Annotated in this window: 26 protein-coding genes; 1 reads left to right on the top strand and 25 read right to left on the bottom strand. The window is 69.7% G+C overall.

Annotated elements, in window-relative coordinates; all coding sequences use genetic code 11:
• Positions 1-39: 39 nt before the first annotated feature.
• The 9 genes from ACGF3H_RS27730 to ACGF3H_RS27690 all read right to left on the bottom strand — a co-directional run bounded on the left by ACGF3H_RS27730 (position 40) and on the right by ACGF3H_RS27690 (position 11351).
• Positions 40-675, bottom strand: coding sequence for a M15 family metallopeptidase (locus ACGF3H_RS27730; protein WP_362491353.1), 636 nt, complete (start codon positions 673-675; stop codon positions 40-42).
• 75 nt (positions 676-750) lie between these two features.
• A complete protein-coding gene (locus ACGF3H_RS27725; protein ID WP_362491014.1) occupies positions 751-1950 on the bottom strand; it encodes a bifunctional class I SAM-dependent methyltransferase/NUDIX hydrolase in 1200 nt (399 codons plus the stop codon).
• A 29-nt stretch (positions 1951-1979) separates the two neighbouring features.
• Positions 1980-2882, bottom strand: a complete 903-nt coding sequence (locus ACGF3H_RS27720; protein WP_362491012.1) for an NUDIX domain-containing protein — start codon at positions 2880-2882, stop codon at positions 1980-1982.
• Positions 2883-3131: 249 nt separating this feature from the next.
• Complete coding sequence (locus ACGF3H_RS27715) at positions 3132-4622, bottom strand: NUDIX domain-containing protein (RefSeq protein WP_362491010.1); 1491 nt, start codon at positions 4620-4622, stop codon at positions 3132-3134.
• Between the two features lie 180 nt (positions 4623-4802).
• The gene (locus ACGF3H_RS27710) at positions 4803-5819 is read right to left on the bottom strand and encodes an NUDIX hydrolase (protein WP_362491007.1); all 1017 of its coding nucleotides are present in this window, start codon (positions 5817-5819) and stop codon (positions 4803-4805) included.
• Between the two features lie 78 nt (positions 5820-5897).
• A complete protein-coding gene (gene fxlM / locus ACGF3H_RS27705; protein ID WP_362491005.1) occupies positions 5898-7193 on the bottom strand; it encodes a methyltransferase, FxLD system in 1296 nt (431 codons plus the stop codon).
• Positions 7194-7216: 23 nt separating this feature from the next.
• Entirely contained in the window at positions 7217-9208 is a 1992-nt protein-coding gene (locus tag ACGF3H_RS27700; RefSeq protein WP_393816542.1) for an ABC transporter ATP-binding protein, read from the bottom strand.
• Positions 9205-9672, bottom strand: coding sequence for an NUDIX domain-containing protein (locus tag ACGF3H_RS27695; RefSeq protein ID WP_362491002.1), 468 nt, complete (start codon positions 9670-9672; stop codon positions 9205-9207). The genes ACGF3H_RS27700 and ACGF3H_RS27695 overlap by 4 nt, the downstream gene beginning before the upstream one ends.
• A gap of 470 nt (positions 9673-10142) precedes the next feature.
• The gene (locus ACGF3H_RS27690) at positions 10143-11351 is read right to left on the bottom strand and encodes a hypothetical protein (protein ID WP_362490999.1); all 1209 of its coding nucleotides are present in this window, start codon (positions 11349-11351) and stop codon (positions 10143-10145) included.
• A gap of 172 nt (positions 11352-11523) precedes the next feature.
• Between ACGF3H_RS27690 and ACGF3H_RS27685 the strand changes: the two genes are divergently transcribed.
• Positions 11524-12024, top strand: coding sequence for an NUDIX domain-containing protein (locus tag ACGF3H_RS27685; protein ID WP_362490997.1), 501 nt, complete (start codon positions 11524-11526; stop codon positions 12022-12024).
• A 20-nt stretch (positions 12025-12044) separates the two neighbouring features.
• Here the strand turns inward: ACGF3H_RS27685 and ACGF3H_RS27680 are convergent, their stop codons facing one another.
• The 16 genes from ACGF3H_RS27680 to ACGF3H_RS27605 all read right to left on the bottom strand — a co-directional run bounded on the left by ACGF3H_RS27680 (position 12045) and on the right by ACGF3H_RS27605 (position 23891).
• Positions 12045-12590 (bottom strand): NUDIX hydrolase, encoded by a 546-nt coding sequence (locus ACGF3H_RS27680; protein WP_362490994.1) that lies wholly within the window; start codon positions 12588-12590, stop codon positions 12045-12047.
• Positions 12587-13432, bottom strand: coding sequence for a class I SAM-dependent methyltransferase (locus ACGF3H_RS27675; protein ID WP_362490991.1), 846 nt, complete (start codon positions 13430-13432; stop codon positions 12587-12589). Before ACGF3H_RS27675 ends, ACGF3H_RS27680 begins: the two co-directional genes overlap by 4 nt.
• A 60-nt stretch (positions 13433-13492) precedes the next feature.
• The gene (locus ACGF3H_RS27670; protein ID WP_362490988.1) at positions 13493-14422 is read right to left on the bottom strand and encodes a DUF2797 domain-containing protein; all 930 of its coding nucleotides are present in this window, start codon (positions 14420-14422) and stop codon (positions 13493-13495) included.
• A gap of 34 nt (positions 14423-14456) precedes the next feature.
• Positions 14457-15149 (bottom strand): thymidylate kinase, encoded by a 693-nt coding sequence (locus tag ACGF3H_RS27665; protein WP_362490986.1) that lies wholly within the window; start codon positions 15147-15149, stop codon positions 14457-14459.
• The gene (locus ACGF3H_RS27660; RefSeq protein ID WP_362490983.1) at positions 15146-16225 is read right to left on the bottom strand and encodes a hypothetical protein; all 1080 of its coding nucleotides are present in this window, start codon (positions 16223-16225) and stop codon (positions 15146-15148) included. Before ACGF3H_RS27660 ends, ACGF3H_RS27665 begins: the two co-directional genes overlap by 4 nt.
• Positions 16222-17049 carry a hypothetical protein gene (locus ACGF3H_RS27655; RefSeq protein WP_334540803.1) on the bottom strand — a complete coding sequence of 276 codons (828 nt, stop codon included), beginning with the start codon at positions 17047-17049 and terminating at the stop codon, positions 16222-16224. The genes ACGF3H_RS27660 and ACGF3H_RS27655 overlap by 4 nt, the downstream gene beginning before the upstream one ends.
• Positions 17046-17675 carry a GTP cyclohydrolase I FolE gene (folE, locus tag ACGF3H_RS27650; protein ID WP_360964859.1) on the bottom strand — a complete coding sequence of 210 codons (630 nt, stop codon included), beginning with the start codon at positions 17673-17675 and terminating at the stop codon, positions 17046-17048. The genes ACGF3H_RS27655 and folE overlap by 4 nt, the downstream gene beginning before the upstream one ends.
• Before the next feature lie 56 nt (positions 17676-17731).
• Positions 17732-18475, bottom strand: coding sequence for a 7-carboxy-7-deazaguanine synthase QueE (locus ACGF3H_RS27645; RefSeq protein WP_285557734.1), 744 nt, complete (start codon positions 18473-18475; stop codon positions 17732-17734).
• Positions 18472-18882 (bottom strand): 6-carboxytetrahydropterin synthase, encoded by a 411-nt coding sequence (locus tag ACGF3H_RS27640; RefSeq protein ID WP_093593327.1) that lies wholly within the window; start codon positions 18880-18882, stop codon positions 18472-18474. The genes ACGF3H_RS27645 and ACGF3H_RS27640 overlap by 4 nt, the downstream gene beginning before the upstream one ends.
• Positions 18883-18941: 59 nt before the next feature.
• Positions 18942-19409: a DUF6082 family protein gene (locus ACGF3H_RS27635; RefSeq protein ID WP_362490978.1), complete on the bottom strand. Its 468-nt coding sequence runs from the start codon at positions 19407-19409 to the stop codon at positions 18942-18944.
• Between the two features lie 73 nt (positions 19410-19482).
• On the bottom strand, positions 19483-20058 hold the full coding sequence (locus tag ACGF3H_RS27630; protein ID WP_362490976.1) for a DUF6624 domain-containing protein: 576 nt from the start codon (positions 20056-20058) through the stop codon (positions 19483-19485).
• Positions 20055-20627 carry a hypothetical protein gene (locus tag ACGF3H_RS27625; RefSeq protein WP_388653405.1) on the bottom strand — a complete coding sequence of 191 codons (573 nt, stop codon included), beginning with the start codon at positions 20625-20627 and terminating at the stop codon, positions 20055-20057. Before ACGF3H_RS27625 ends, ACGF3H_RS27630 begins: the two co-directional genes overlap by 4 nt.
• 74 nt (positions 20628-20701) lie before the next feature.
• A complete protein-coding gene (locus ACGF3H_RS27620) occupies positions 20702-21193 on the bottom strand; it encodes a LuxR C-terminal-related transcriptional regulator (protein WP_362490974.1) in 492 nt (163 codons plus the stop codon).
• Between the two features lie 128 nt (positions 21194-21321).
• Positions 21322-22575 (bottom strand): acyl-CoA dehydrogenase, encoded by a 1254-nt coding sequence (locus ACGF3H_RS27615; protein ID WP_362490972.1) that lies wholly within the window; start codon positions 22573-22575, stop codon positions 21322-21324.
• An 87-nt stretch (positions 22576-22662) separates the two neighbouring features.
• Positions 22663-23304: a GAF domain-containing protein gene (locus ACGF3H_RS27610; protein ID WP_362490969.1), complete on the bottom strand. Its 642-nt coding sequence runs from the start codon at positions 23302-23304 to the stop codon at positions 22663-22665.
• Positions 23304-23891 carry an ATP/GTP-binding protein gene (locus tag ACGF3H_RS27605; RefSeq protein ID WP_362490967.1) on the bottom strand — a complete coding sequence of 196 codons (588 nt, stop codon included), beginning with the start codon at positions 23889-23891 and terminating at the stop codon, positions 23304-23306. Before ACGF3H_RS27605 ends, ACGF3H_RS27610 begins: the two co-directional genes overlap by 1 nt.
• Positions 23892-23936 lie beyond the last annotated feature (45 nt).

Here is a 23936-nt window from a genome sequence, read left to right as displayed (position 1 = left end):
GATGTCGCGCTCCCTCGCGGTACTGCTGATAGCTGCTGCTTACGTGCGGTCGCGTGGTCCGTAGACGGCGGCTGCCTGGCCGGTGTGGAGGGCCCAGTATCGGTCTCCGTAGCTGAAATGCCACCACTCCGTTGGATAGTTCACAAAACCGGCGGCTGACATGACGCGGCAGAGCGTGTCGCGATGGGCCCGGGCGGCGCCGGTGATCGAGTTCGCGTGGGTGTAACAGGCGCCGTCGCTTTCCTCTGGGGAGGCGTTCATCCTCGTCCCCATGTCCACCTCCTGGCCGTCCGGGGCGGCGAGGGTCAGGTCGACGGCCGCGCCGGCGCTGTGCGGCGCGATCTCCGGCGGGGAGACGTAGCGGCTTGCGGCCTCGTGGACGCGGCTGTCGCTCCAGTCGGGGTTTCCGCGACGCAGCTTGGTCGCGTACTCCTCGAAGTACGCCCGCTGGAGCGCCGGAGGCCGGTACCCCTCGACGACGAGCAGGCGGAACTCAGTGGGAAGCAGTCGCTGGGCGTGTTCCAGGCGCTCGATGAGCCCGTGCCGCAGGTGCGCGAAGTGGCCGCCGGGGTCCTGCTTGCGTTGATCGACGAGAAACAGGCCGGACGCCCGTGTGTCGATGAGTTCCTCGCCGCATTCCTGGATAGGGATGGCGGCGACCCGAGGGTCGGACATCAGCACGATCTTCAACTACGTCTCCTTCGACGCTAAAAGAGGAGCGGCGCGACAGGTGTACGTCGGTGTCGGCGGTCAGGCCAGGCCGTCGCCAGGCGTGGCCGCTGGTCTGGATGCGAAATGCGTGAGGTGCGCTGGCGAGTGGTCGATGGCCAGGTTGGGCCGCCATGCGGTGAGGATCTGGGCGCTGCACACGAACAGGCCGTCGGGCAGCTGATCGAGCGGGTGCCAAGCCCAGTCGCCGACGCTTTCGTCCGGCTGCGTGGTCGGCTGCCCCTGCCAGGCGTGGACGAGTGCGCCGACGGTGACCCGCAGGACACCTTCGACGTGGTCGACCAGCGTGCCCAGGAGCTGGACGTCGCCGGTCCGAGCGACCAGACCGGTTTCCTCGCCGAGTTCTCGGATCACCGCGTCCTCGAAGGGTTCCCCGGCCTCCACACTCCCACCGGGCAGTTCGAGGGTGCCGCGTCGGTGTCGGCCCAGCAGAATGCCCTGTTCGCTCAGCAGGATCGCTCCGACGCCGACGGCTGCGTGGGCTGCTGGCGCTCGGGTGCTGCGGGGCCGGCTGGAGACTCGCGCCGGCCGGTCGGGAAGGCGCCGGGCGTGGATGAGCTGCTGGATAACCGTGGCGCCCTCGTCGGGGTGAGGCAGCAGGTCGATGGCCTCGACGCGGAAGCCGTACTCGGTGAGCAGGTCCTCCCAAAGCTGCGGTGACAGGACCCACATCTGCGCCGGCAGGGGCGGATCGTCGCGCAGCAGGATCATCTGCTCGCGCGGCGCCACCTCCGTGGTCGGGCCGCGGCCGTGCAAGTCGGTGTGGAGGAGCGAGAGGATCAGAGGGGCACCGGGGCGCAGTCCGTCGCGCAGCGCGGGCAGGGAGCGGTGCGGATCGATGAACCCGAGCGTCCCGATCGCGTATGCGGCGTCGAACGGCGCGGTGCCAGCCAGGTACTCGGCCACGTCTCCTTGGACGAACTCCACGCCCTCCACGTTCGTGTGGGCGGAGATGGCGCGTTCGTGCTGGGTCGGGGACAGCTCGATTCCGGTGACGCGGGCTCCGTGCGCCTGGGCGAGATGGACGGCGTGGTGGCCAGCTCCCGAACCGATGTCCAGGACGCGGCGGCCGGTGACGTCACCGAGGACTTCTGCTCCCGGTCCGACCCCTTCCCAAGGCGTCCAGGTGAGCTGGTCGGGGACGGGCGGGGTGTAGGCGCGAGCCAGTTGTCGCTGCCCATACATATGCCAGGCCCGTGTGTTGGTGTCCTCGGCGGCCACGATTGCCTCCTGGGTGGGTGCGCTGGGGATCAGGTGTGCGTGGTGAGGTAGGCGGGGCCTTCGCCACGACGGGCCTGTTCGATGGCGTCGAGGCGGGCGAAGGCGCGCGGCGCCATCAGTCCCTGCCAGGTGGCGAGGTCGTGCACGGCCCACATGTCGTGCTCGGCGGGATCGAGTCGGATCCGACCGAGCTGCTCTGCGGTCAGCCGCCCTCCGTCGAAGATGAGCCCTACCTTGTTCAGCGGCAGGCGGGGCCCGGCGTGCAGGAAGTGCGTGAGGAGAAGCTTCGGCGTATCCAGGCCCAGTTCGAGGCCGGTCTCTTCGACTGCTTCGCGGCGAGCGGTTTGCAGCGGGTCCTCTCCTTGGGCGTCCAGGTTGCCGCCCGGGAACTGCCAGAGGCGCGAGCCGTAGACCGAGCGCAGTTGAACCGGCCGGTCGTGTTCGTCGCGGATGTACAGGCAGCCGTACACCGTGTGGTGGGGGACGGTGTGCGCGTACTGCGCGGGCGTCATCGGCATCGGTCGGCCTGGCCGTGCAGGGCGGTGGTCGAATGCGAAGGCGAGGACGCCGAGGCCCTCCTTGGCTGGCGGGTAGATGCTTCGCAGGTTGGCGAGCAGTTCTCCGGGCGGCCCGTTCGGGTCGATGCGCGCGGGGTCCTCTGAACTGAGCAGATCCTCGAAGGAGGGGTACGGGGTGATCCGCTGCACGATGACGTCGAGCTCCCGGCCGGTGTCGCGGTCGTGGAAGACGACCGTGTCGCCGACGGCAACGGCGCGCTTCCGCGGGGTGGCCACCCTCACTTCGATCGTCTTGCGGCCTGCTTCCACTAGGCGGTAGTACCGAGGGAGCAGGCGCATGTGGTGCTCTTGCCGTTCCTCTCTGGCCGCCGGACTCGGTACGGCTGGGATCGCCTGTTGGGTGTCGTCAGGCACACATGCCTCCGATAGATACGGTGTGGTTCGTTGCGTTCAGCGGCCCATGGAAGGTGAACAGGGGGTGCTCCGTGACGGAATCTTCAGGGTGGACCATGTCCCGCCCCCTGCTCCGTCGGCCCGTCACACCCGGCTGCTCTCGCGGGCCGCGGAGGTGTCCGACCAGCTGGCGATGTAGCCCACTGCTTGTTTCGGCGAGCTGCCGCACTTCCTCGGGCGGGAGGTCCGGGTGCATGGAAGCGGCCATGTTCACACCCAGCCCGTTTCGGAGTAGGAGCGGCCGGCCCGGATGCCCTCGATGGCGACCCTGGTATAGGGGACGAGGTCCTCGGGGAGGGCGGCCGGATCCCAGAACTTCCACTGGGTGCACTTGTCCGGCTCGCGTAGTTCCGGCTCGCCGCCCCAGATCCGAGCGCGGAAGAACAGGCCCATGCGGGGCCGGCCCCCGGCCCGGTCGATGTGGTGGACGACGTGGACGAGTTCGACGTCCTGTCGTTCGATGCGCAGACCGGCCTCCTCCCAAGCCTCTCTGATCAGGCAGGTAATGGCGCTCTCCTGCTCGCAGTGGCCGGCCAGGACGTGCCAGGTGGAAGGCGCGAAGTTGGAATCGGGGTGGCGCAGCCCGAGCAGCACCGTCCCGTCAGGCCGTTCCAGGTAGAGGTGAACGCCGATGATGTTGGGAACCGTGCCGTGCGGAGCGGCCGGGCGGCGCCCCTCGTGCGATGCGGGCCCGCTCTGCGACGTGGTGCGGGATGCGCCGGCCGGGCGGCTGGCGGCGTGGCGCCGTACGAGGGCGCTGGTGGGGTCTGCGATGCGGAGGCGGTGGAGGTCGTCGGGGGCGAACCAGGCCAGCATCACCCCTTCCGTCAGGTGGAGTTCGCGGGGGTCACCGTTCCAGCGGCCGGCGTAGATGGCGATGGGTACGGTCACGCCGGCGTCGTCGGTTGCTTCCTCGATGCCGAACGGGGTCAGGTCGGCGATGTGGAGGTCGGCTTCCTCGGCCAGTTCGCGCCGCACAGTGTGCTCCAGGGTGGCGTCCTGGGGCTCTCGGCCACCACCCAGCAGTGACCACATCCCCGGCTCCCAGATCCGGCCGGGGAAGTAGTCGCGCAGGTGGAGCAGGTACTCGCCACGGTCGTTGTAGATCAGGGCCGAGGCGTTGGCGGTCGCCGGTCCGGTTCCGGGCGGGAGCTTGAGCAGCTTTTGGCGCAGGGAGGGGGAGGCCACCCTGTCCGCGGGACGCCATTCGATGCCGCCGACCTCTTCTTCCTGCAGCACCAGCGGCACCTCTGCCGCGGTCTGCAGGCGGAAGAGGAACCGGAGGTCGAAGTGCCGGTGGCCGGGTTCCCCCTTGCCCGGGTGGGCGTCGAGGTCGTGTATGTCGATGTCGAACGGGACAGTCTCGTAGCCGGGCCACGGTGCCACGGCCTGGGGCGGGATTCCGGTCTCCTCGTGCAGCTCCCGAAGAGCCGCCCCTGCCAGGGACTCGTCCTCGGGCTCGGTGTGTCCGCCGGGAGCGAGGACTTTGCCGCTCGCCAGGTGCAGCACGTGCAGGACGCGGCCGAGCGGATCGATGACGATCGCGCCGCAGGTGACGTGTCCGGTGAAGGTGGAGCGGCTGCCGATATCGGTGGGACGGTCGAGGGCGCCCAGGAGGCAGGCAAGCTGCGCGCGCTCGTGAGGGTGGCGAGCGAGGTAGGTCTCGACGGTGGTGCGGATGTGGTCGGGTGACAGCGGCATTCGGCTACCTCAGAGGAGCGTGAAGCGGGACAGATGGAGGCGGGGTAGTCGTTCGTGTCAGCTCAGCCGCATCCCCTCAGCAGGGATCTCCTCGATGGCAGCGGGCCGAGCGGCAGGCAGACCCCACCGCTCCCGGGCCGTCTCAGCGGCAAGCAGGGCTTGCCGCGCTCCGGGCGGCCCTTATCCGAGCAGGGCGGCTGCTTGGGCGGGGGAGGCGAGCAGGCGTGCGAAGGGGTGGCCGGTGGCAGGGTCGACGGCCGCCGGCCCGACGGCGGTGACCCGGGCGGCCAAGCGGAGCCGGGCGTTGGGCCCCACCCCGCCGTAGACCTCACCGGTTTCGTCCAGCACCCAGCCCAGTCGCACCGGGTCAGTCAGAGCGAGTTGCGCTTCCTCGGCGGCTTCTCGGTGGAGGGTGTCCTCGGGAGTCGCGTCGGTCTTCTCCACCGTGCCGCCTGGCAGCATCGGCAGCGCGCCTTGCGGGCCGGGGTCGGCCAAGAGGACGACCCGGCCATCGGGGACGAAGCACCACGCCCAGGCTTGCTGCACGGGGAGCCGTTCGGGGACGGGGTCGTGGTTGAAGGGGCTCTCCCACAGAGGCCGGTAGCGAACGTGCACGTCATGGCGGTCCAGTACCGGGACGTCGAGGATGTGCCGGCCGTCCGCGAGGTGAGCGGTGGCTGTGTTCCCGAGCCGTGCACGGTAGGCGGCGAGCATGATCTGCCCGTCCACGGGGCGCAGCCGCTGCACCGCGTCCCGGGTCTCCAGGAAGGCGTACTCGGACAGCTCCTCGCGCGGGAGGCGGATGGCCTCCGCCTGGTGAGGAGTGAGCGTTCCGCCATCGAAAACGAACCGGATCTCTCCGGGGAAACGCGTGCTGTGCTGGCTGTCCGGGTGGTGCGGGGAGAGGGAGTGGACGGCGAGCACGCCCGACAGGGGCAGGCTTGTCAGGCCGAGTTCCTCGGTGATCTCGCGCCGGCAGGCGACGTGCGGGTGTTCGCCGGGTTCGACGACTCCTCCGGGCAGCAGCCACCGGTCGTCCTCGCGGTAGGTGGGGTGAACGAGCAGGACGCGGCCGACTTGGTCAGTGACGAGCGCGGCGGCGCCGACCCACACCGTGTGCCGGGGGACGGCGTGCTGCCCTGCGGACAGGGCGGCACGCGGTGCGACGTCATCCGAACCTGAGACGGGAGTGGTCACTTGGCGGTGCCTTCCTTATCGGTGGGGCGGGCATGGGTTCGGCACGGGCCGGGAGCGGTGATCAGGAGGTACGGCCGTTCATCTGGCGCTGCAGCTCCCTCGGCCGGTGAGCAGTGCAGCGGGGCCGGGAACGATCGGCCAGTCCACGGTGATGCGGGTGTGCTTCTTGGCAAATACGTGCAGTTCGTGGTCTCTGGTCGGCGGGGCGCAACTGGCGGCCGGTCGGGCGGTGATGCGGGGGCAGAGGGCGCCGCGGTGGTTGTGCTGCCAGTGCCGGACCTGCTCGGCCATCTCCTGTGCAGCGAGGTGTCCTCGGGTGCCGTGGCCATGGACAACGAACTCGTACAGGCCCTTGCCGTCGTCTCCGTCGCCGATGCGCTCGGTGGCCAGTCGCGCGAGGGAGTTGCCGCGGACGATCGCGGCGCCGGGCCAGTGCTTGGGCGGCGGGTTCAGGACCCCGTTGTCGCCGTCGGAGTCGGCCGAGAGGCGGCAAAAGCCCGGCAGGGCGCCGGCGAGGTAGAGGGTGAGGGCGTCGAAGGGTTCCTGGCCGCCTACGGTGACGTGGGTGTGCGTCACGGTCGGCTCGCAGGTGAGGGCTGGGGCGAGTTCGTCGACGGGCAACGGGGTGCCGTCTTCCCAGGACAGGTGGACGCCGGTGCCTGGGACGGTGCGGCGATTCCTGTGCCAGGCGCCGTCGCCCTGCATGGCGACAAAGCCGCAGACGATGAGCGGCTCGTCGCTGTGCAAGGCCCCGTCGTGCTTGGTGAAGCTGATGGCCCAGTGGTACCCGTGCAGACGCAACGGTGCGACGAGACGGCCGCCCTCGGCCAGGGCGTCGATCCAGGGCAGATCCCAGGTGTCGACGGTGACCACGATGGCGTCGAATCCGCCGTCCGGCACCACCTCGGCAGGCAGGTGCTCGGCGTCCGCGGTGACCACGCGGATGCGGCCGTATCCGGTCTGGGTCAGGAAGCGGGTGGCCCGGTCGGTGACGGCTGGGTCGATGTCGAGGGTGGTGACGTGGCCGGTCGGGCCGGCGAGTTCGGCGATGAGAGCAGCGTTGTAGCCGCCGGAGCCGATCTCCAAAGCGTGGTGGCCGGGCTGGATGCGGGCGGCTTCGAGCATGTCGGCCTGCAGCCAGGGTGCGGAGATGGAGCTGATGACGGTGCCGTCGTCGCTGTGGCGGGTGGCGATGATCTCGTTGGCGTACGCAGCATGGAGGGGCGTTTCGGGGGCGAAGGCGTGCCGGGGCACGGTGCGCAGGGCGCGGTCGACCGCGGGGGTGCGGATGTGTCCGGCGGCGGCGAGTTCGTCGGCCAGTTGGTGGCGCAGAGCGGTGGCTTCGTCGAGGTCCGTGGTGGGGCGTGTGGTCACGTCGGGCCTTTCGGTCGTGCGGGTCATACCTGGTCCGAGACGGTGGGCGTTGCAGGGTTCGGGATGGTCGCGGTCGGGGCGTACTGGGCGGCCTGGGCGTCGAACATGGCGGCGTACCGACCGCGGGTGGCGATGAGTTCGTCGTGGGTGCCGTGCTCGGCGAGTTGTCCGTTGTTGAGGACGTAGATGTGGTCGGCGTGGCGGACGCCGGACATGCGGTGCGTGACCAGTACGACGGCTCGGTTCGGTGCGGCGAGGCGGCGGATGCGGTCGAAGGCTTCGATTTCGGCTTCGGGGTCGAGGGCGGAGGTCGGTTCGTCGACGATGAGGACGCCGTCTGCCTGTGATGTTGAACTGCGCCAGTGCGTGCGGGCCAGGCCGACTTTCTGCCATTCGCCGCCGGACAGTTCGATGGCGCCGCGGAACATGCGGGCCAGCAGACTGCGCAGGCCGTCGGGGAGTTTGGCGATGACGGGGCTGGCAACGGCGTAGTCGACCGAGGGCTTGAGGTCCTGGTCTGTAGCGTGGTGGTCGGGGCGGCCGAGGCGGATGTTCATCGCGGCGGTCACGGGCCAGCGCTGGAAGTCCTGGGTGAGCAGGGATACGCGCTCGAAGACCTGGGAGCGGTCGAGACCGGTGAGGTCCGCGTCGCCCCAGCGCAGGGTGCCGGCCTCGGGAAGCAGCATGCCCGAGAGGATCTTCATCAGGGTGCTCTTGCCGGAGCCGTTCTCACCCACCACGGCGGTGACCGATCCCATAGGCAGGGTCAGTGACACGCTGTCCAGGGCGGCGGTGTCCCGGTCGGGGTAGCGGTAGGTGACCTGGTCCAGAACGATTTCCCTGACGCGTTCCGGTACGGGCGCACCGCCGGCGGGCAGCGTCCGCTGGGCGGCCTGGGTGAGGAAGCGGCCGTGGTCGCGGACGTAGAGGCTCTCCTCGTGGAGCTGGTTGATGTTCATGACCAGCGCGCCCAGGCTCGCCGAGCCGGTGCGTACCGCGATGACGGCGGTCCCGGCGACGGCGAGGCTCATGTGCCCGGCCATGATCAGCCAGAACATGGCCCCGTAGGTCGCCGCCATCGCCAGACCGGACAGCGCGGAGGCGACCCACTCGGTCAGGGCCTTGTTGGAGGCGAGGCGTTCCTGTTCGGCCTCGGCGCTCTCGGCCATCTGCTCGTAGCGGCTCAGGAGGAAGTCGCCTACGGCGTGGAGGCGCACTTCCTGGGCGGCGGTGCGTTCGGTGAGTAGGTTGCCGATCAGGCGGCTGGCCCGCACGTGCTCGATCCAGCTCATCACCGACACGTATCGTTCCTGGGCCACGCGCATGGCGCCCCAGCCGCGCGGGGCGGCGATGAGGATCAGCATGGGCAGCAGTACGGGGTGGAGTACGGCGAGGACGCCGGCGGTGGTGATCAGCGAGATGAGGCCGTTCAGCGCGGCGACGCAGGCGCTGATCATGCGGCGGGCCGAACCCGGGCCATGCTGGGCGATGTCCACGAGCCGCCGGAAGTCGGGATCGTCGATGGCTTCCAGTTCGACGCTGGCTGCGGCGGCCAGGTACTGCGTGGTAGCGATCCGCTCGACCTTCGGCTCCAGCCGCCCTGCGCGGGAGGTGGACCAGGCGGACAGGGCGGAGTTGATGACGCCGATAGCGGCGGCGGCCAACAGGCCGGGTAACAGGGCGTGCAGCCGCTCGGCAGCGCTGCCGTTGCCGGCGAGCAGAGCGTGCATGACGGCGTTGACGGCGAGCAGGCCGGCGGCTGCGGCGATGCCTTGGCCGATCTCGCTGACCCCGACCGAGAGCAGAGCACGCCGGTCGGCCTGCCACGCCATGCGCAGCGTTGCGCCGACGAGTGTGGGCATGGAGCGCAGCGCGGACCTCATGGTCAGGTCCAAGGTCGCGTGCTCGTGCTGGGACCAGCCCATGTCGTAGCGCAGGGGGCCGCCGAACAGCTCGTGTTCGGCGTCGGAGACCTGCGGATCGGCCATCGTGACCGGGCCGAAGAATCTCTTCACCGGGCGCCTCCCGCAGGCCAGTTGATGGCCCGGTAGGACGGGCCGTGGGTGAGCATGTGGAAGATGGTGGCGGTGTAGGGGTGACAGTCCGGCGACGGTCGTTCCATCGGCACCCAGAAGAGCCCTTCGTGCTTGTGTGGCTCGGCGTTGTACGGCTCACCCGTCCACGACTGCGCCACGAACACGGCGGTGATCCGGTCCAGGCCACCGTCGGAGTCACGGTGGTGAATTAGCCCGCAGAACTCCTGATGCTCAGCAGTGATAAGGACCCCCACCTCCTCCATGGCCTCGCGTCGCGCAGCATGGTCGAGTGGTTCACCGACTTCCAGGTGACCGCCCACGACAGTGAGCTGTCCCGGTGCGAGGGCGGCGTCCAGCGCGCGGCGTACGCACAGGGCGGCGCCGTTCGTACGGAGCAGGACCTGTGCCACGTCGGCGATCAGCTGGTGAGGCGAGTCGCTCACGGGCGGCCCTCCTGTACCAGGCGTTCTACGGTGTGCCGACCATTGGTCACGAGGGCACCGCCGTGCCGAAAGCTATAGGTGAGGACGGAGGACGGGAGAGGTGTGGGTTGTGTCATGCCAGGTACCTCGTATCCGGTCGTGACCCGTCGGCGAGCAGAGCTGCGCGACTGGAGGTGAGGCGAAGGCTGGCGCCCGAGGAGGTAGCGGCATTTTCGAACGCAGGATGAATGAGTCCAGGACGGCGTACGGGATGCATGGGGACTCCTCGGGGCGAGATGCGGACAGGTGATCGGGTAACGGCGGTCCTGCTGTAGCCGTAACGGGTGGAGGGGGGCGAAATCTAGAACATGATTTCGAATACCGGGCTCTCTCCTTGTGCGGTCGGGTGGGGCGGGCTGTGATGCAGTGTTCGATCACTCATGTGGGTTGCGGTACCTCCTGCGGGGGATTGCCGGGGGGCGCTTGGTCAGTCATCGCGTGGCGAGGTCCGGGCGGAGGGCGACGGCGTCGCGAAGGAAGCTGCGCTTGGAGTAGAAGGTGTGCTCGGCGGCCCAACCGTGACTGGCGAGGTACTCGCAGAGCCAGCTGTCGATCCGCTTCATCTCGATGAGGATCTCGTCCTGGTCGTGGTCGAGGATGCTGCGTGAGCGGAGGTACTCCAGCTCGCACTGGGAGAGCACCACGTCGGGGGCCGCCAGGAGGGCGCAGCGGTCGAGGAAGATGCCGTAGACGTGTCCGGTGCGCAGCGACTCGCACTGGATGTCGTAGCGGACGCGCTGGAAGGGCGGCATGGCCCGGACCTGGAGGTTCAAGTCTTCGCGCAGGAACGTCTCGAAGCGGTCGGGGGTGATGTCGAGGCCAGGGGTGAGTTCCTCGCGGCGGGCGAAGGCGTCCTCAGTGAACCACTTTCGCTTGAGCACGTGCCCGGCGGTGACGGTGGGGATGAAGGAGGCGTAGCCGATCTCGGGCTCGGGGCCGGTGACGTCGAACAGATGGTTCTCGGTGTGGTGGATCTGGAACTCTTCCCGGTACTCCGGACGGCAGCCTTCCAGCTTGCCGTCGCGCAGTGCCTTGAGCAGTTCCATGGACGCGGACCAGATGTCCGGTGCCGGGTCGAGGGTGTACTTGAACTCCAGCTCGGTGCCGGAGAAGTGCTTGCGGAAGTACCGCAGATGATTGTTGAGCGCCGTGCTCGACTCTGCGTGCGCCGCCAGCACGGGGTCGAACCAGCGCAGTTCCTCGACCGGGCCGTGGCCTACTGGGTCCCGGGTGGTGCGGACGAAGCAGGCGTCCTCGGGGTGGAAGCGGATCTGCGCGTACGCGTGGTAGCCGCCGCCGGGGTGTTCGGCTAGGTAGCACAGCGGCACCAGGCCGGGGGCGGCCTCGGTGCCGACCAGGCCGCGCAGGGCGGGGCCGGCGATGGCGTCGGGGAACAGTTCGCCGCCGTCGATCCTGGCCGCCCCGAGCCGGGTGCCGCCGGGGTGCAGCGCTTCGGCCGGGCAGAGTCCCAGCGCGTTCCAGCGGATGATCACGGTGGTGGCCGGCCGGCATACCTCCTGCGGTGGCACCCGTACGAGCACGATCGGCTCGTCTGGTCGCCGTGGCGCGGTGCGGTTGAGGAGGTGGACGCCGCCGAGGACGACCCAGGCTCCCCGGTACGAGGGCTGCTCATCGTGCACGCTGGTCTCCTTCGTGTGAAGCGGGAGCCACGGGGGATCGCCCTGCAGCCTGAAGGGGCAACCGGGTCGGCCGGACATCCCCGTATGGCTGCCTGCTCGTCGCTGCGACGTCCGGCCGGTTCGTCGGCCTAGGGTGGGGCGGGTGAGTCATGGTGAAGTTGGTCAGGTGATCTTGGACGAGGCTGTTGCGGATGCCCGCCTCGCCGCATGGGAGTTCGACGGTGCACGGGCCTGGCTGGAGGAAGCCCGCAGGCATCCCATGGAGCCGCTGGCGGCCGAGGTGTGGGTCACCGACCCTGCTTTCGAGCACGTCCTGCTGGTCAAGCACCGCGTGCGCGGATGGGTGCCGCCAGGCGGCAAGGTGGAGCCGGGCGAGGCGCCGCGTGCGGCAGCAGCACGAGAGCTGCTGGAGGAGACCGGCCTGCGCACCGAGTTGCTGCCCGAGCCCGCGGCCGTGGCGGTGCGTTCCTACCGGGCCGACTGGACTCCGACGCTGGGCCTGTCCTACGCCGCGATCGTCGGACGCGACGTTCCGCTCGCCGGGGAGCAGAACCAGCCGGCGGCATGGTTCCGTCTGGACACAGGCTGGGACAGCGTCTTCCCCGAAGACCGCGAGCGGATCCGTGCGCACGCTCGCCGTCTGGCAGCCGGCCGGGCGGTCGGCTCCCGCTGAGGCAGGCCCCTGGCCGCCGTTCACAGGAGGGCCTCGATCCGGTCGAGGTCCGCCGAGGGCAGGGTGACGAGCTCAAGGTCGTGCAGGAAGCGGCACCACACCGGCTCCAGGCCGGGTTCGCGCTCGAACTCCTCACGGTCCAGGCATCCGTTGGCGTGCGCGGCGGTCCGCAGCGCGTGCTGCTGCAGCTGGGCAGGGTGGATCCACCGAGGGGCGAGGACCTCCCGGGGCGAGGGGCACAGCGACCCGGAAACCTCGGCCTGGAAGATCCACCAGTGGTGGCCGACCGGACCGCTGGGCGTGCGGTGGCAGTGGTTGGGCCGCCACTGGTCCAGCAGCAGGTGCAGGTGGGTGACGGTAAGACCGACCTCTTCGGTGACTTCGTCGCGGGCGGCCTGCTCGGGGCCGCCATGCTCGTCGACGTGGCCGGCGACCGGGGCGATTCCGGCCGGAGGAATCGCCCGCTCGAACACCAGCAGGCCGCTCGGGGAGGAGATCAGTACCCCGACGCTTGCGTGGTCACAGAGGCGGGCCCCGCTGCCGGGAGCCGGGGCGGCCGGAGTCATGCGGTGGCCTCCGGCCGTTGGGCGACGACGACGAGCCAGCTCGTCACGGCCGGGGCATCGGGGGTGGTCATGGCGTAGGCGGTGTCGAGGATCTGCATCCGCTGGGCGTGGGTGAAGTCGCCCTCGGGCCGCGCGAAGACGGGGATGGATAGCCACGCCTTCTTCTCGGCCATGGTGCTGTGCTGGGCGGTGACCTCAGTGCCGACGACCGTCAGTCCGGCTGAAGTCAGCTGCTCGGTGACTGTTTTCAGCGGCAGCTTCGGCGACATGTCCGCGTCGCGCGGCGGTGGGATGTATCCGTGGATCTCAGCGGCGACTTGGCGGATGAGGGCGTTCAGGGTAGGCCCGGTGCGGGGGGACAGTTCGTCGGGGTGCCGGACGCCGGCGAAGCCACCGCCGATGTTGAAAACGAAGCGCCCGCCTGGGCGCAGGATGTGGGCGACGGCTGCGAACACTGCGGCGGTGTCGGTCTTCCAGATCGCGGAGTTGCACACTACGGCGTCGGCGCTGCTGGCGTGCAGGTGGTCGGCGAGCCGTTCGGCCGGGGAGGTGATCCAGGTCAGGCGGGCGTCGGTCAGGGTGCGGCGACCGACACGCTGCATCGCGGCGGCGTTGTCGACGGAGACGACCCGAGCGCGGGCCGGGATCAGGTCGAGGATCGCGCGGGCGGTCGCGCCGGCGCCGCCGCACAGGTCGACCACCAGGCTGGCGTCGGCCAGATGGCCTCGGCGGGCAAGGTCGCGGCTGGTCGCGTCGTACATGGGGTGGGCGCGGGTGAAGGCGTCGTACGCCTCGGCGTTGCTGTCCTCGTCCCAGCCGAGGATGGCGTCCTGGGGTGCCATGTCGCTGTGGCCTCCCTTCTCAGAGCGGCCCGGCAGTGCAGGCCGGGCGTTCGGACAGGGTCAAAAGAGCGCGGACTGTACGGCGGCGGGCGGTGAGGAGAACTGTGCGCCGAGGACGATGCGCCGGCCCTTGAGGGTGCCGAGGTCGAGCAGGTAGGGCAGTTGTTCACCGTCGCCGTCGAGGGTGGCGAGGACCTGGGAGCCGAGGCAGGAGAGCACCGTCAGCCCGTGCTCAGCGGAGCGTGGGTCGTGCGGGTACAAGGCGCGCCCGGTCTTCGGCGTCCGCAGCAGGTCGCCTTCGCCGGCCGGCGTCCACGGCTCCGGTGTGGCCGGGACGCTCAGGCCGCTCAGGGCCGCGGTGGCGCGGTCGAGGTGCTGCTGGTGGGCGGCGCCGGCCGGGGCGAGGTCGCGCAGCTCGGCCAGGGCCGTCAGCTTGGCCGCGGCTCGCACGGTCTGTGTCAGGCCGAGGTGGCGGGTGAGGGCATCCTCCAGGAACCGCACGGCGCGGCCGTCAGCAGTCCGGGCGAGGTAGGTAGCGATCAGGGCACCCTGTTCGTCGAGGCGGGAGCGCTTACGGGGTTCGGCCGCGGTGCCGATCTTGGTGGTGCCGTCGGCGAACGTCGCCAGGTACAGCCAGTGCGGCTGGGCCATGTACGCCGCCAGGGCGTCGGGCACGTGCCCGCCGGAGTGGAACCGGTGGGCGAAGCGGAAGTCGTCCCGCCCGGCGCAGGCCGCGCACTGTCCGCCGGCCTCGGCCGGGGCCCGGTCAGGGCAGGCCACCGCCTCGACGCGGACGCGGTCGGCGAACCGGTACCGGCCGGTGCACCACCGGCCGGTACCGCTCACCTGGTAACCCAGGCGCCTGCCCATGACCGGGGCGTAGACGAGTGGTCCGCCGGTCACGGGGGCGAGCAGAAGACGGGGGTCTCCACTCGCCCAGGTGATGCCGTGACAGACGTATGTCCCGCTCGCGGGCAGGGCCTGGTCCATGGTGCGTTCCTTGTCGATCGGGATCGGGGCTGGGTCAGACGGTCAGGTGCAGACGGTCGGCCAGGGCAGCGGAGGCGGCCTTGAAGACCTGGTCGCGGTCCAACTGGGCCACGTCCAGCGTCAGCCAGGCGCCGCGCTCCGCCTGTTCGCGCATCTGCTCCAGGACGGTGTCCTGGTAGCGGATGAAGTCCTCGTCACCGCCGCCGGCGTGGCCGGCCTCCAGGGAAGTGAAAGAGCCCTTGCGGACGAGAGCCTCGCGGGCCCCGATGTTCAGGAAGAACACCAGGTCCGGCTTTGTCAGATGCGCGAAGACCTGCTCGCACAGGCGGGGAGAGACCTCGGGGTTGACCGCATAGCGGGCGAGAATCTTGTGGTGCGCGTTATCGAGGATCACGTGGGTGCCCGCGGCGAGGGTCGGCTGGATGACGAGCCGGTCCTGCAGGGTGTACCAGGAGGCCATGGCAAGCAGCCAGTAGTGGTCGCCGCATGCCTGGGCGACGCCGGCGTCGCGCCGGTAGACCAGCTCGTTGAGGCGGTCGAGGTAGCCGGACAGCTCCGGGTCCTGGGGGACGTCGGTGCTGTGCTTGCCGATGAGGACTGCCGTGTGGCCGGCGTCGTTGAGGGCCTGGTGCAGGCGGGCGGCGAGGGTGGACTTGCCGGCCCCGTCACCGCCGACGAAGGTGATCAGCTTCCCGGCTGCGGTGGTGGCCGGCGTGTTCGCCGTCATCGGGATTCTCCCAGGGGGTGGGTCGGGCTGGCGGTCAGGCGGCCGGTGATGATGGTGCGGATGCGGTCCACCAGGACGGCGCGCTGGCGCAGGACGTCGCTGTGACGCTCATTGGACAGGTCGGCGGGATAGTGGGTGGCGAGGTTGTTGGAAATGACGTGGAGGTAACCGAATCTGATCCCCGCCTGGCGCGCCGCCGCCCCCATAGGGCCGATCTCCGGGTCGACGAAGGCGTACGAGGCGGTGTGCTGGGCCAGCCAGTCGCGGTTCTCCAGCAGGATCGACGGGGAGGACACGTGCAGGCCGTTGCGCACCCCGTCGTGGGCGGCGGCGTAGTCGCCGAAGAAGTCGTCCCAGCTCACCATCGCCCCGCGTACCAGGCTGGTGTTGCCGGTCGCCAGCCAGGCGTTCGGTTCGACGCCGGGGGTCAGCGAGCCGACCTTGCCGACGTAGACGACATCGCCTGCGCCGAGTTCAGCAAGGCGCGCGACGACCCGTCCGGCCACGTCTCCCCATATGCTGTGGAGGAACCCGAGGTAGACCACGCGACGGCCGGCGACGTCGAGGCGCTGCCAGGCGTAGCCGGGTCCGCGGGTCCACACTCCGTTCTCGGGAGCAAGGTACTGAAGGCCCCAGCCGACGATCACCAGGTCGCCGTCCAGTTCCAGGTCGAGCGCGTCGAGCGCCGTTCGGCACTCCTCCTGCTCGGGCGGCTGATAGGTGACGGTATCGGCGGGGCGGCCGGTCATGGCCAGATACGTGGCGATGATCAGGGCGTAGTGCTGGACGTAGTCGGCTCCGGGGAACGCCTTGACGATGAGGTCACGGCCGTGGATCTCTGCGGTGGGCCGTTCGATGTTGAACAGCTTCCCGGTCTTCTCGTACCGGGAGATCACCGCCGTGCGGTCGTAGCCGCCGATGACGCGGATGCTGTCCCAGTCCTGGTCCTGGATGAGGTGGTGGACCTTGATCTCCAGGTAGCGCAGCAGCCTCGCGTGGGTCATGGTGTGCCCGGCCGGCTCGATCGGGGCGGCGCGCAGGAGTCCGGGGGTCGGGTCGGCGAGTAAGGGCGTCATCGGTGCTCCTCGGCGATCGTCACGGTGCTGCCGGCCGCCGCGCGAACGACGGAGATGTTCTTCCGGATGAGGTCGAACCGGTCTTCGGGGATCGGGCCGAGCTTCTCGATGCGGGGCGTGGAGGGCTTCTCGTATGGCCCTTCGGGCAGCAGGGCGATGCCCATAGCGCCGAGGATGACCGGGGCTGCGCCGTCCACGGAGGAGATCCACTCGTGCTCGCGCTGCTCGATCAGCTCCAGGTGCCCGCTCCGGCCCAGACCGAGCAGCCGGTAGATGAGCAGATCGTCGACCAGGCCGCGATCCTGCAGGTAGGCGGTCGCCAACCAGCGGGTGCGGCACAGTTGCCCGTCGGGATCCGGTCGACGCGAGGCCGGCAGGGCGATGGCCCCGGCCCAGCCGCTGCTCACAAAGGCGTCGTAGGTGCGCAGCCACTCGTCGTCGTCCGCGGCGTGCAGGACCGCGCACAGCCGGAATGCGTCGCCGGACAGCTTCCGGATCTCTCGCGCGGCTTTCTCGCTCGCCTTCAAGGTCGCCGCCCCGTCCCGCATGACGTCCGGCAGGATGATCTCCCTCGCGGACACCGCCAGCGCGGCTTCGACGAGGCTTTCCGCTGGCAGGGCGTAGCCGAGGTCGAAGAGCCCGTTGTCGACGATGATCTCGGCGCCGCGCTCGGCCTCGCGAGCGAAGAAGGCCCGGTAGCTCTCGTCGGACAGCACGTGCTGGGCGGCCACGTGGTGGACGCGGGCCGGCTCCTGGGCGACGAAGTTCTTCAGGTAGGCAGGCGGAGCGATCACGGAGAAGTCGATGCCCGCGGTGGTGATCACGACGCCCCCCACAGGCCGGTGGTGAGGGTGAGGAACTGCTGGGAAAGGACGGGGTCGGTGCCGAAGCGCCCGCCCGAGTGCACCGTGGTGGTGCGAGCCTCCTCCATCCGTACGCCCCGCATGCTCATGCACAGGTGCACGCCGCGTACGGCGACGGCGATGTTCTCATGTCCGATCACGCCGTTGAGGTATTCGGCGACCTGGCGGGTGAAGCGTTCCTGGACCTGCAGTCGGCCGGCGAAGTGCTGGGCGATCCGCCCGAACTTCGACAGGCCCACCACCTCGCCATCCGGCACGTATCCAGCCGTGACCTGCAAGTTCATGGGCAGCATGTGGTGCTCGCAGAGCGACCACACGCTCATGCCGCCCACGATGACTAGCTGACCACCCAGCTGGGACTCGGTGAAGCAGGTGGCCGTTTCGGCGCCGTCCGGGGACAGGAAGGCTTTCCACCAGGCCGCGACGCGGTCCGGGGTGCCGGTCAGCCCCTCGCGGGCGGGGTTCTCGCCCAGCTCGACCAAGAGCTGGTGGATCAGGCCGGCGACCCGGCCGGTGTCGATGACCGCAGCGGGCCCGGCGACGGCAGCGGTCGGCGCCGCCGCAGGGCTGGCGATAGAGGTCGTCATGGGCGTCTCTCGTTTCCGGGGACTGGGGAACGGATGGGGCGTGGAGTCGCGTGCGGTCAGCGGCCTCGGGCGTCCGCGAAGGCCAACACGTGAAGGCGGGTGGTGAAGTGCCAGTGCCGGGCCGCGACCCCGTCCGCGAGGACCCGGGTAGTCGCGGTGATCACCTCGGGGGTGGTGCCCTCCGGCATCACCCACACCGGCGCGAGCCGGTGGGCGTCGGCCAGCTCGGCGATCCGGTCGAGGTCGTCCACCGTGGAAGCGACGAACTTGAACGCCGCCCGCCCGGAGGCCACAAACGCCTCCAGCGCGGCTGGCACGATGCTCTTGGTCTCCTTCACGCCGAAGCTGGCAAGCTTGGGCGAGACGTTGAACCGGACCCCGTCGGCCACCAGCTCGGGAGTGGGCGCGATGGTGCCGTTCGTCTCGAACTCGATCCGCTTGCCGGCTGCTATCAGTCCCCGGACGAGAGGCACCAGTCGCGCCTGCTGGATCAACGGCTCGCCGCCGGTGATCACGACCAGCTCGACCGGTGAAGACGTGGCCCAGGCCACCAGGCCCGCGACGGATTGCCTCGTCGACTCCTCGTGCGGGTCGAAACGAGACCAGTCCCAGGTGTACTTCGTGTCGCATCTCGTGCAAGTGAGGTTGCACCGGGACAGGCGGATGAACAGGGCCGGGTGTCCGCAGCTTGGGCCCTCGCCCTGAAACGTCGGCACCTCGGTACCGAAGCACTCCGCGACGATCAGGGATTCGCCTTCGGCAGCTTCCGGTTCGAGGTTGAGCGGCTTGGTTGTGGTCATTGGCCCACCACATCGAAGCGGGCCCAGCTGCTTGCGGTCTCGCGGACCAGGACGGCGACAAGGCGGCCGGGGATCTCCGACTGGAGGTTCTGAACGAACCAGCCGGCCAGGAACTGGGCCAGGCGCTCCGAGGTGGGCTCGAAGGGCAGGATCTCGTGCAGGTTGTGGTGGTCGAGCTCGGTGTCCAGGAACGACTTGAACGGGGCGAGCGCACCGAAGTCCGTGACAAACCCGGGATCCTCCAGCGCGGATGCAGTGAGGATGACCTCAACCTCGTAGCTGTGCCCGTGCTGGCGGGAGCACTTGTGCTCATGCGGCAGCCGGGGAAGCCGATGGCCAGCCTCGAAGGCGAACTTCTTACCGATGGTGAAATTGCCGGGCGGTAGTGGAACAGCAGTGAAGCCCATTCGATTTCTCCGAGAGGTGAGGGTGTGGCTGATTCGGGCGGGGTGGGGCAGCCGCCTCTTCAGGCGGCTACGGGCTGTGCCCCCAGGTGGTTCTTCGCGGCCTTGTCCAGCACCTTGGTGAAGTGCTCGGCGCGCTCGTCGCCCTCGGCCTCCTGAGCGCGGAGGCCCCCGAAACGGGCCCAGTACCGCCGGCAGACGTCCCTCTCCATCAGCTTCGAGGCGTAGAACGGCAGACGCCCGTCCCGGACGAAGCCGAGGCGGTCGCGCAGGCTGAGCATGCAGATGAGCTGGTTGGCCTTCAGCAGCTGCATGTACTCCTCGACATCCAGGTCCTCGGGCGTCCAGAGCTTGGCGAGGTCAGGGTTGGCGGACATCTGCGTCAGCCAGTCGAGTTGGTTGCGCGCGACGGTCGCCTCATTTCGTTCGGCCTGGTGCCGCGCGTCCTGCCTCAGCCGGGCGGCTCCGACCACGACGGTGGCGAGGGAAACCGCGGCGTCGGCAGCGAGGACGGCGGTGGTGAGCTTCATGCTTTAACGGTCCTTTCACGCAAAGTGATCTGGGGCGAGGGCGGGTCTGTGGAAGCCTGCGGGGCTCGCTGCGTCATGCGACCCCCGCTAGCACGACGGCCGGTGAGCCGCCGTCAATGCGATCCAGGGCGTACCGGCGGCGCACAGTGTCCAAAGCGACGGCGATCGGCGGCAGTCCGACGGCGGCCCTTCGCTGGTCCAGCAACTGCGGCGCACGCAGTGGGCACAGCTCCACCCCTGCTGCGCTGAGGACGAGTTGCGTCCCGAACTCTTGGGGTCGCCCGCTGTTGACCAGGGAACGGTCGTGAAGGTGGGCCCAGTGCTGGATGCGCGCATCGCCGTCCTGGACCGCACGTTTCAAAAGGGTGGTGGCCGCCCGCTGGAAGTCGGGTTCGTCGTCGGCGTGCAGAGCGATGCTCCAGGCGGCACGTGCTGCGTCGGGGCCCACGAGACGGTGGCCGGGCCAGTCATGTTCGGCCAGGATGCGGCGCAGCACTTTGGTGTCGGCGTGCTCAGCGTGACGGTCCTGGCCGAGGTGGACGGCGTCGAGCTGGTTGCGTACGCGTCTTGCCCGGCGTGCTGCCGACTGTGCGGCGCGGGCGATGAGTTCGCGGGCGAGGTCCGGCCGCAGCGGTTCCGCGGTCCTCACGCGATACTCCGCTGGTCGGCGGCGGACTGCGGCTCGTGGACCTGGCAGCCGATGAGCGCGCTCAGCCCAGGCCGAAGCTCGGCGGTGAGTTCGAGGCGCGCGACTCGCTCATGGTGCTGTCCGGTGCCCGATCCACGGACGTCCCAGCCCATGTCGGTGAGCCGACGAAGGAATGTGGCGATCGGATCGACGTCGAGAGGATGGCGGACCATGGCCTCGGCCCGCACAAGCGGTACCTCGAGCCGGGCGGCGAAGTCGGAGGCCCACAGAGTGATCAGCCGGACGGTGTCATCGGAGTGACCGGGCAGGGTGTGGACGCAGTCCAGGAAGAGGCACGGGCCTTCGCCCCATCCGAGGTCGGGCCCGCGTTGCGGGATCATGCAGGCCAGCAGCAGCCCGTCCTCGAACAGTCCAGCCGGCTTCACCTGCGGGGCGCGGAACAGGGCCGGGATATCGGACCGGGCGGGTGTAGGCACGCCGCGCATGGCGAGCCAGCGCTGACGGTCCTGGACGAGGGCCGCGGCCTCATCCCGTTCGGCGTCGGTGCGCAACGACCGCATCTCGTACACGGCCGGTAACCCTGTCGCGCACTGGCTTCGAGGCGCGGGGGAGGACTCGATGGCCGTAGAAGCGGGTGAGGCATTCACTGGCTAGCTCCGCTCTCCAACGTGGTGACCCGCCTGGCGCCCAGCAGGCCCCACGCGTGGGCCCAGACGACAAGTTGGGTGGTGTTGGCCGCCCCGGTCTTGGCGAGCAGTTCGTCATGTGCGGCTCGCACGTCGGCGGGCGCGATCTTGGCTATGGCAGCAATGTCGCTGGGATTGCTGTGCTCAGCGACCGCCCGCAGCAACAGTTGCTGCTCTGGACTGAGTTCCGGCATTGACCTGTCCGTCGCGGGCGGAGCGACCTGCCGGGCGCTGCACAGGAAGTGCACGATCACCGGGGGCTTGCAGCGGGGCGGGCAGTGGAGGCTCTCCCGGATGTCGCGTACGTACTGGCGGACGGTCACGGCCGACAGCCCGGTCCTCGCGGCGATCTCTTGAGGGCCGAGGCCGTCCACGAGGTGCTGGGCGACGCGCTGCTGGGTCGGGGTCAGGGGGGTGATCGGTGCGCTGGTCGTCATGCGCGGGGTCACGGGTGTCTCTTTCGCGGCTGGGTTGAGGGATATCGGGTGGGGTGTCGCCGGACCCCGCGGGGGCCGGGGGCCGGCGACACGGGCCCGTGCGCGGCGGTCTGGATTCACGGGGCGCCGCACACGGGGGCTCATGCGGCTGTCGGGTCGGGGCGGGCCCACGCCGCTTCGGCGGCGAGACGTTCTGACCACTGGATGTGGGCCTCGTCGAAGGCGGCGTCGGCGAGGCGTATGCGCTGGACTTCGCCGGTTCCGGCCGGTGGGTAGGTGAACTGGATGTCGCGCCACAGGCGCTGGAGGATGTAGTCGCCGTTGAGGGCGTGGGCGCCGTGCAGCTCCATGGCGTCCTGGGTTGACTGCATCGCCCACTGGTGGCCGAGGTACTTGGCGTTGATCAGGTCGGTGTCGCAGGGCAGGCCCTGGTCGAGGAGGTGCACGGACTGATAGGCCAGGATTCGACCGGCGCGCAGGCGGGCCTCCATGTCACCGATGCGGTCCCGCAGAACCGGCAGATCGGAGAGGGCGCCCCGGTAGCGGGAGCGCGCCTTGAGGTAAGCGGTCGAGGCGGCCACGACTGCCTCGTGTATTCCCAGGCTGACTGCGGCCAGGTTGGGACGGCCATACAGGATGCTGCTGCTCTGCGCTACGCCCAGCCCCTGGCCGATCTCTCCGACCACGTTTTCCTCGGGGACGCGGACGTGATCGAGGTCGAGGCGGCCGACGGAGAAGCCGTGCAGGCCGAGGCCGGGACGGTGGTCGGCGACTGAGAGCCCTCGGCGCTTGGATTCGACCATGAACGCGGTCAGCGCCTGGGAGGTGCTCACGCCTGCCTTGGCGGTCCGGGCGACCACGAGGTGGGCTCCCGCGAGGTGGCTATTCCCGATGTGGATCTTGCTGCCGGTGATCACCCATTGGTTGCCGACGTGCTCGGCGATGGTCTCGATGCCGCCAATGTGCCCGCCGGCTCGCGGTTCGGTCACGGCGATCGACAAGAGCAGTGAACCGTCCGCTACGCGGGGCAGCCAGCGGCCCTTCTGCTCGTAGGTGGCGAAGTGCAGCAGGGCGCCGACGGGGATCAGCGTGGCCTGGAGGATGGCCGCCGCAGCCGCCGAGACGCGGGCAATGCGGTGGAGGAGGATGGTCTTGGCCACGTGTCCGGCGCCCAGCCCGCCGAAGGAGGACGGGACGGTGACGGCGAACCAGCGTCGTGCGGCCATCAGGTCGGCGACCTTGCGCTCCACCCTGCCGGGGGCGGCCTCCATGCGTGCGGCGCGCGGCGCGATGTGCTCGGCCGCGAAGGCGTCCGCCTCGTCCCACAGCAGTTCGTGGCGGGCGGTGAGATAGGGGCGCAGCGCCGGCGGCGGCGTGGTGGGTGTGGCGGGCATGGTCGTCTCCCTCTCCCTGGATGAAGGTCGCACGGTGGAGCGGCCGGGGATCGCCTGCGGCTCCCGGGTGGGGGGTCGTGGAACGGACTAGCGGACGGGCGCGCGGGCGATGTGGTCCATCACCCGGACGCCGGCGTCGATGACGATGTCTCTCAGCCGTCGGGCCTCGCTCAGGGGCCGCTTCTCGGGGTCGATGACGCACACCGTGCCCAGCACGGTGCCGCTGTCGTGGATGAGCGGGGCACCGAAGTAGGAGCGGATCCCGACCGCGTCGACCACGTGGTTGCCGCTGAAGCGCGGGCTGGCGTGCACGTCGTGCAGCGGAAGGGCCTTCTTGCGGGCCATGACCTCCGGGCACCAGCCGTGGTCGCGGCTCATGGTGCGGCCGACTATGACGTACCCGCTGTCCGCGGGCGGCTGGTGCAGCCCGACGAAGGTCTGCTCCTCCAGGAAGAGGTTGACGAAGCCGTACAGGAACCCGGCTCGTGTGGCCATGTCGCGGGCCAGTTCGTCGAAGTCCTCGCTGGCAGCGGTGGGCACGCCTAGGCGATCCAGCAGCTCGTATCGCTGCCCCAGCTCGCTCGCCTGCTGGGCCTGCGGGACGGGGACGGCGGCGCCGGCGGGGAAGGATGGCCCATGGGTGACGTCCCGCATGGTGCGTCGCGGCAGCGACTGCGTGAGGGGGGCGGTCTGCCGCGCGCGGTAGGGGTCGTTGGGCTGATACGACATCAGGCGTCCTGAAAGGTGGTAGTGGATGCGGGGCGAGCGGGGCTTGCCGATGCGCTCTTCAAGGCGTGGCCAACGAGGGTCAGCAGGACGCCAGCGACGTGGTTCGGATCGCGGGCGTCGCAGGTGACCACCGGCACAGAGGCGGGCAGTTCGAGGGCGGTGCGGACCTCTTCGGGGTGGTAGCGATGTGCTCCGTCGAACTGGTTCACCGCCACGACGAAGGGCAGGCCGATGTCCTCGAAGAAACCGACGGGGGTGAAGCTGCTTTCCAGGCGGCGGGTGTCGACCAGGACGACCGCGCCGACGGCTCCGCGACAAAGGTCGTACCAGAGGTCGACGAACCGGTCCTGGCCGGGCGTGCCGAACAGGAACAATTCCAGGGGCACGGGCGCGTCGGGCAGGTTGAGGCGACCGAAGTCGAAGGCGACCGTGGTGGTCTGCTTGGCCTCGACGCCCGCCAGGCTGTCCACGTCCGCGCTCGCCTCGGTCAGATACTCCTCCGTGCTCAGCGGCGTGATCTCACTGACGGCACCCACGGCGGTGGTCTTGCCCGCGCCGAAACCACCGGCGATCACGACCTTCAGCATGGTCGGTGCACCGGTACGCGGGCGCGACGACGGCCGCAGCACCAC

Source organism: Streptomyces sp. NPDC048185 (assembly GCF_043202495.1).
Taxonomy (GTDB): domain Bacteria; phylum Actinomycetota; class Actinomycetes; order Streptomycetales; family Streptomycetaceae; genus Streptomyces.
The sequence above is the reverse complement of the archived record's forward strand: the minus strand, read 5'-3'. Positions and strand labels throughout refer to the sequence as shown.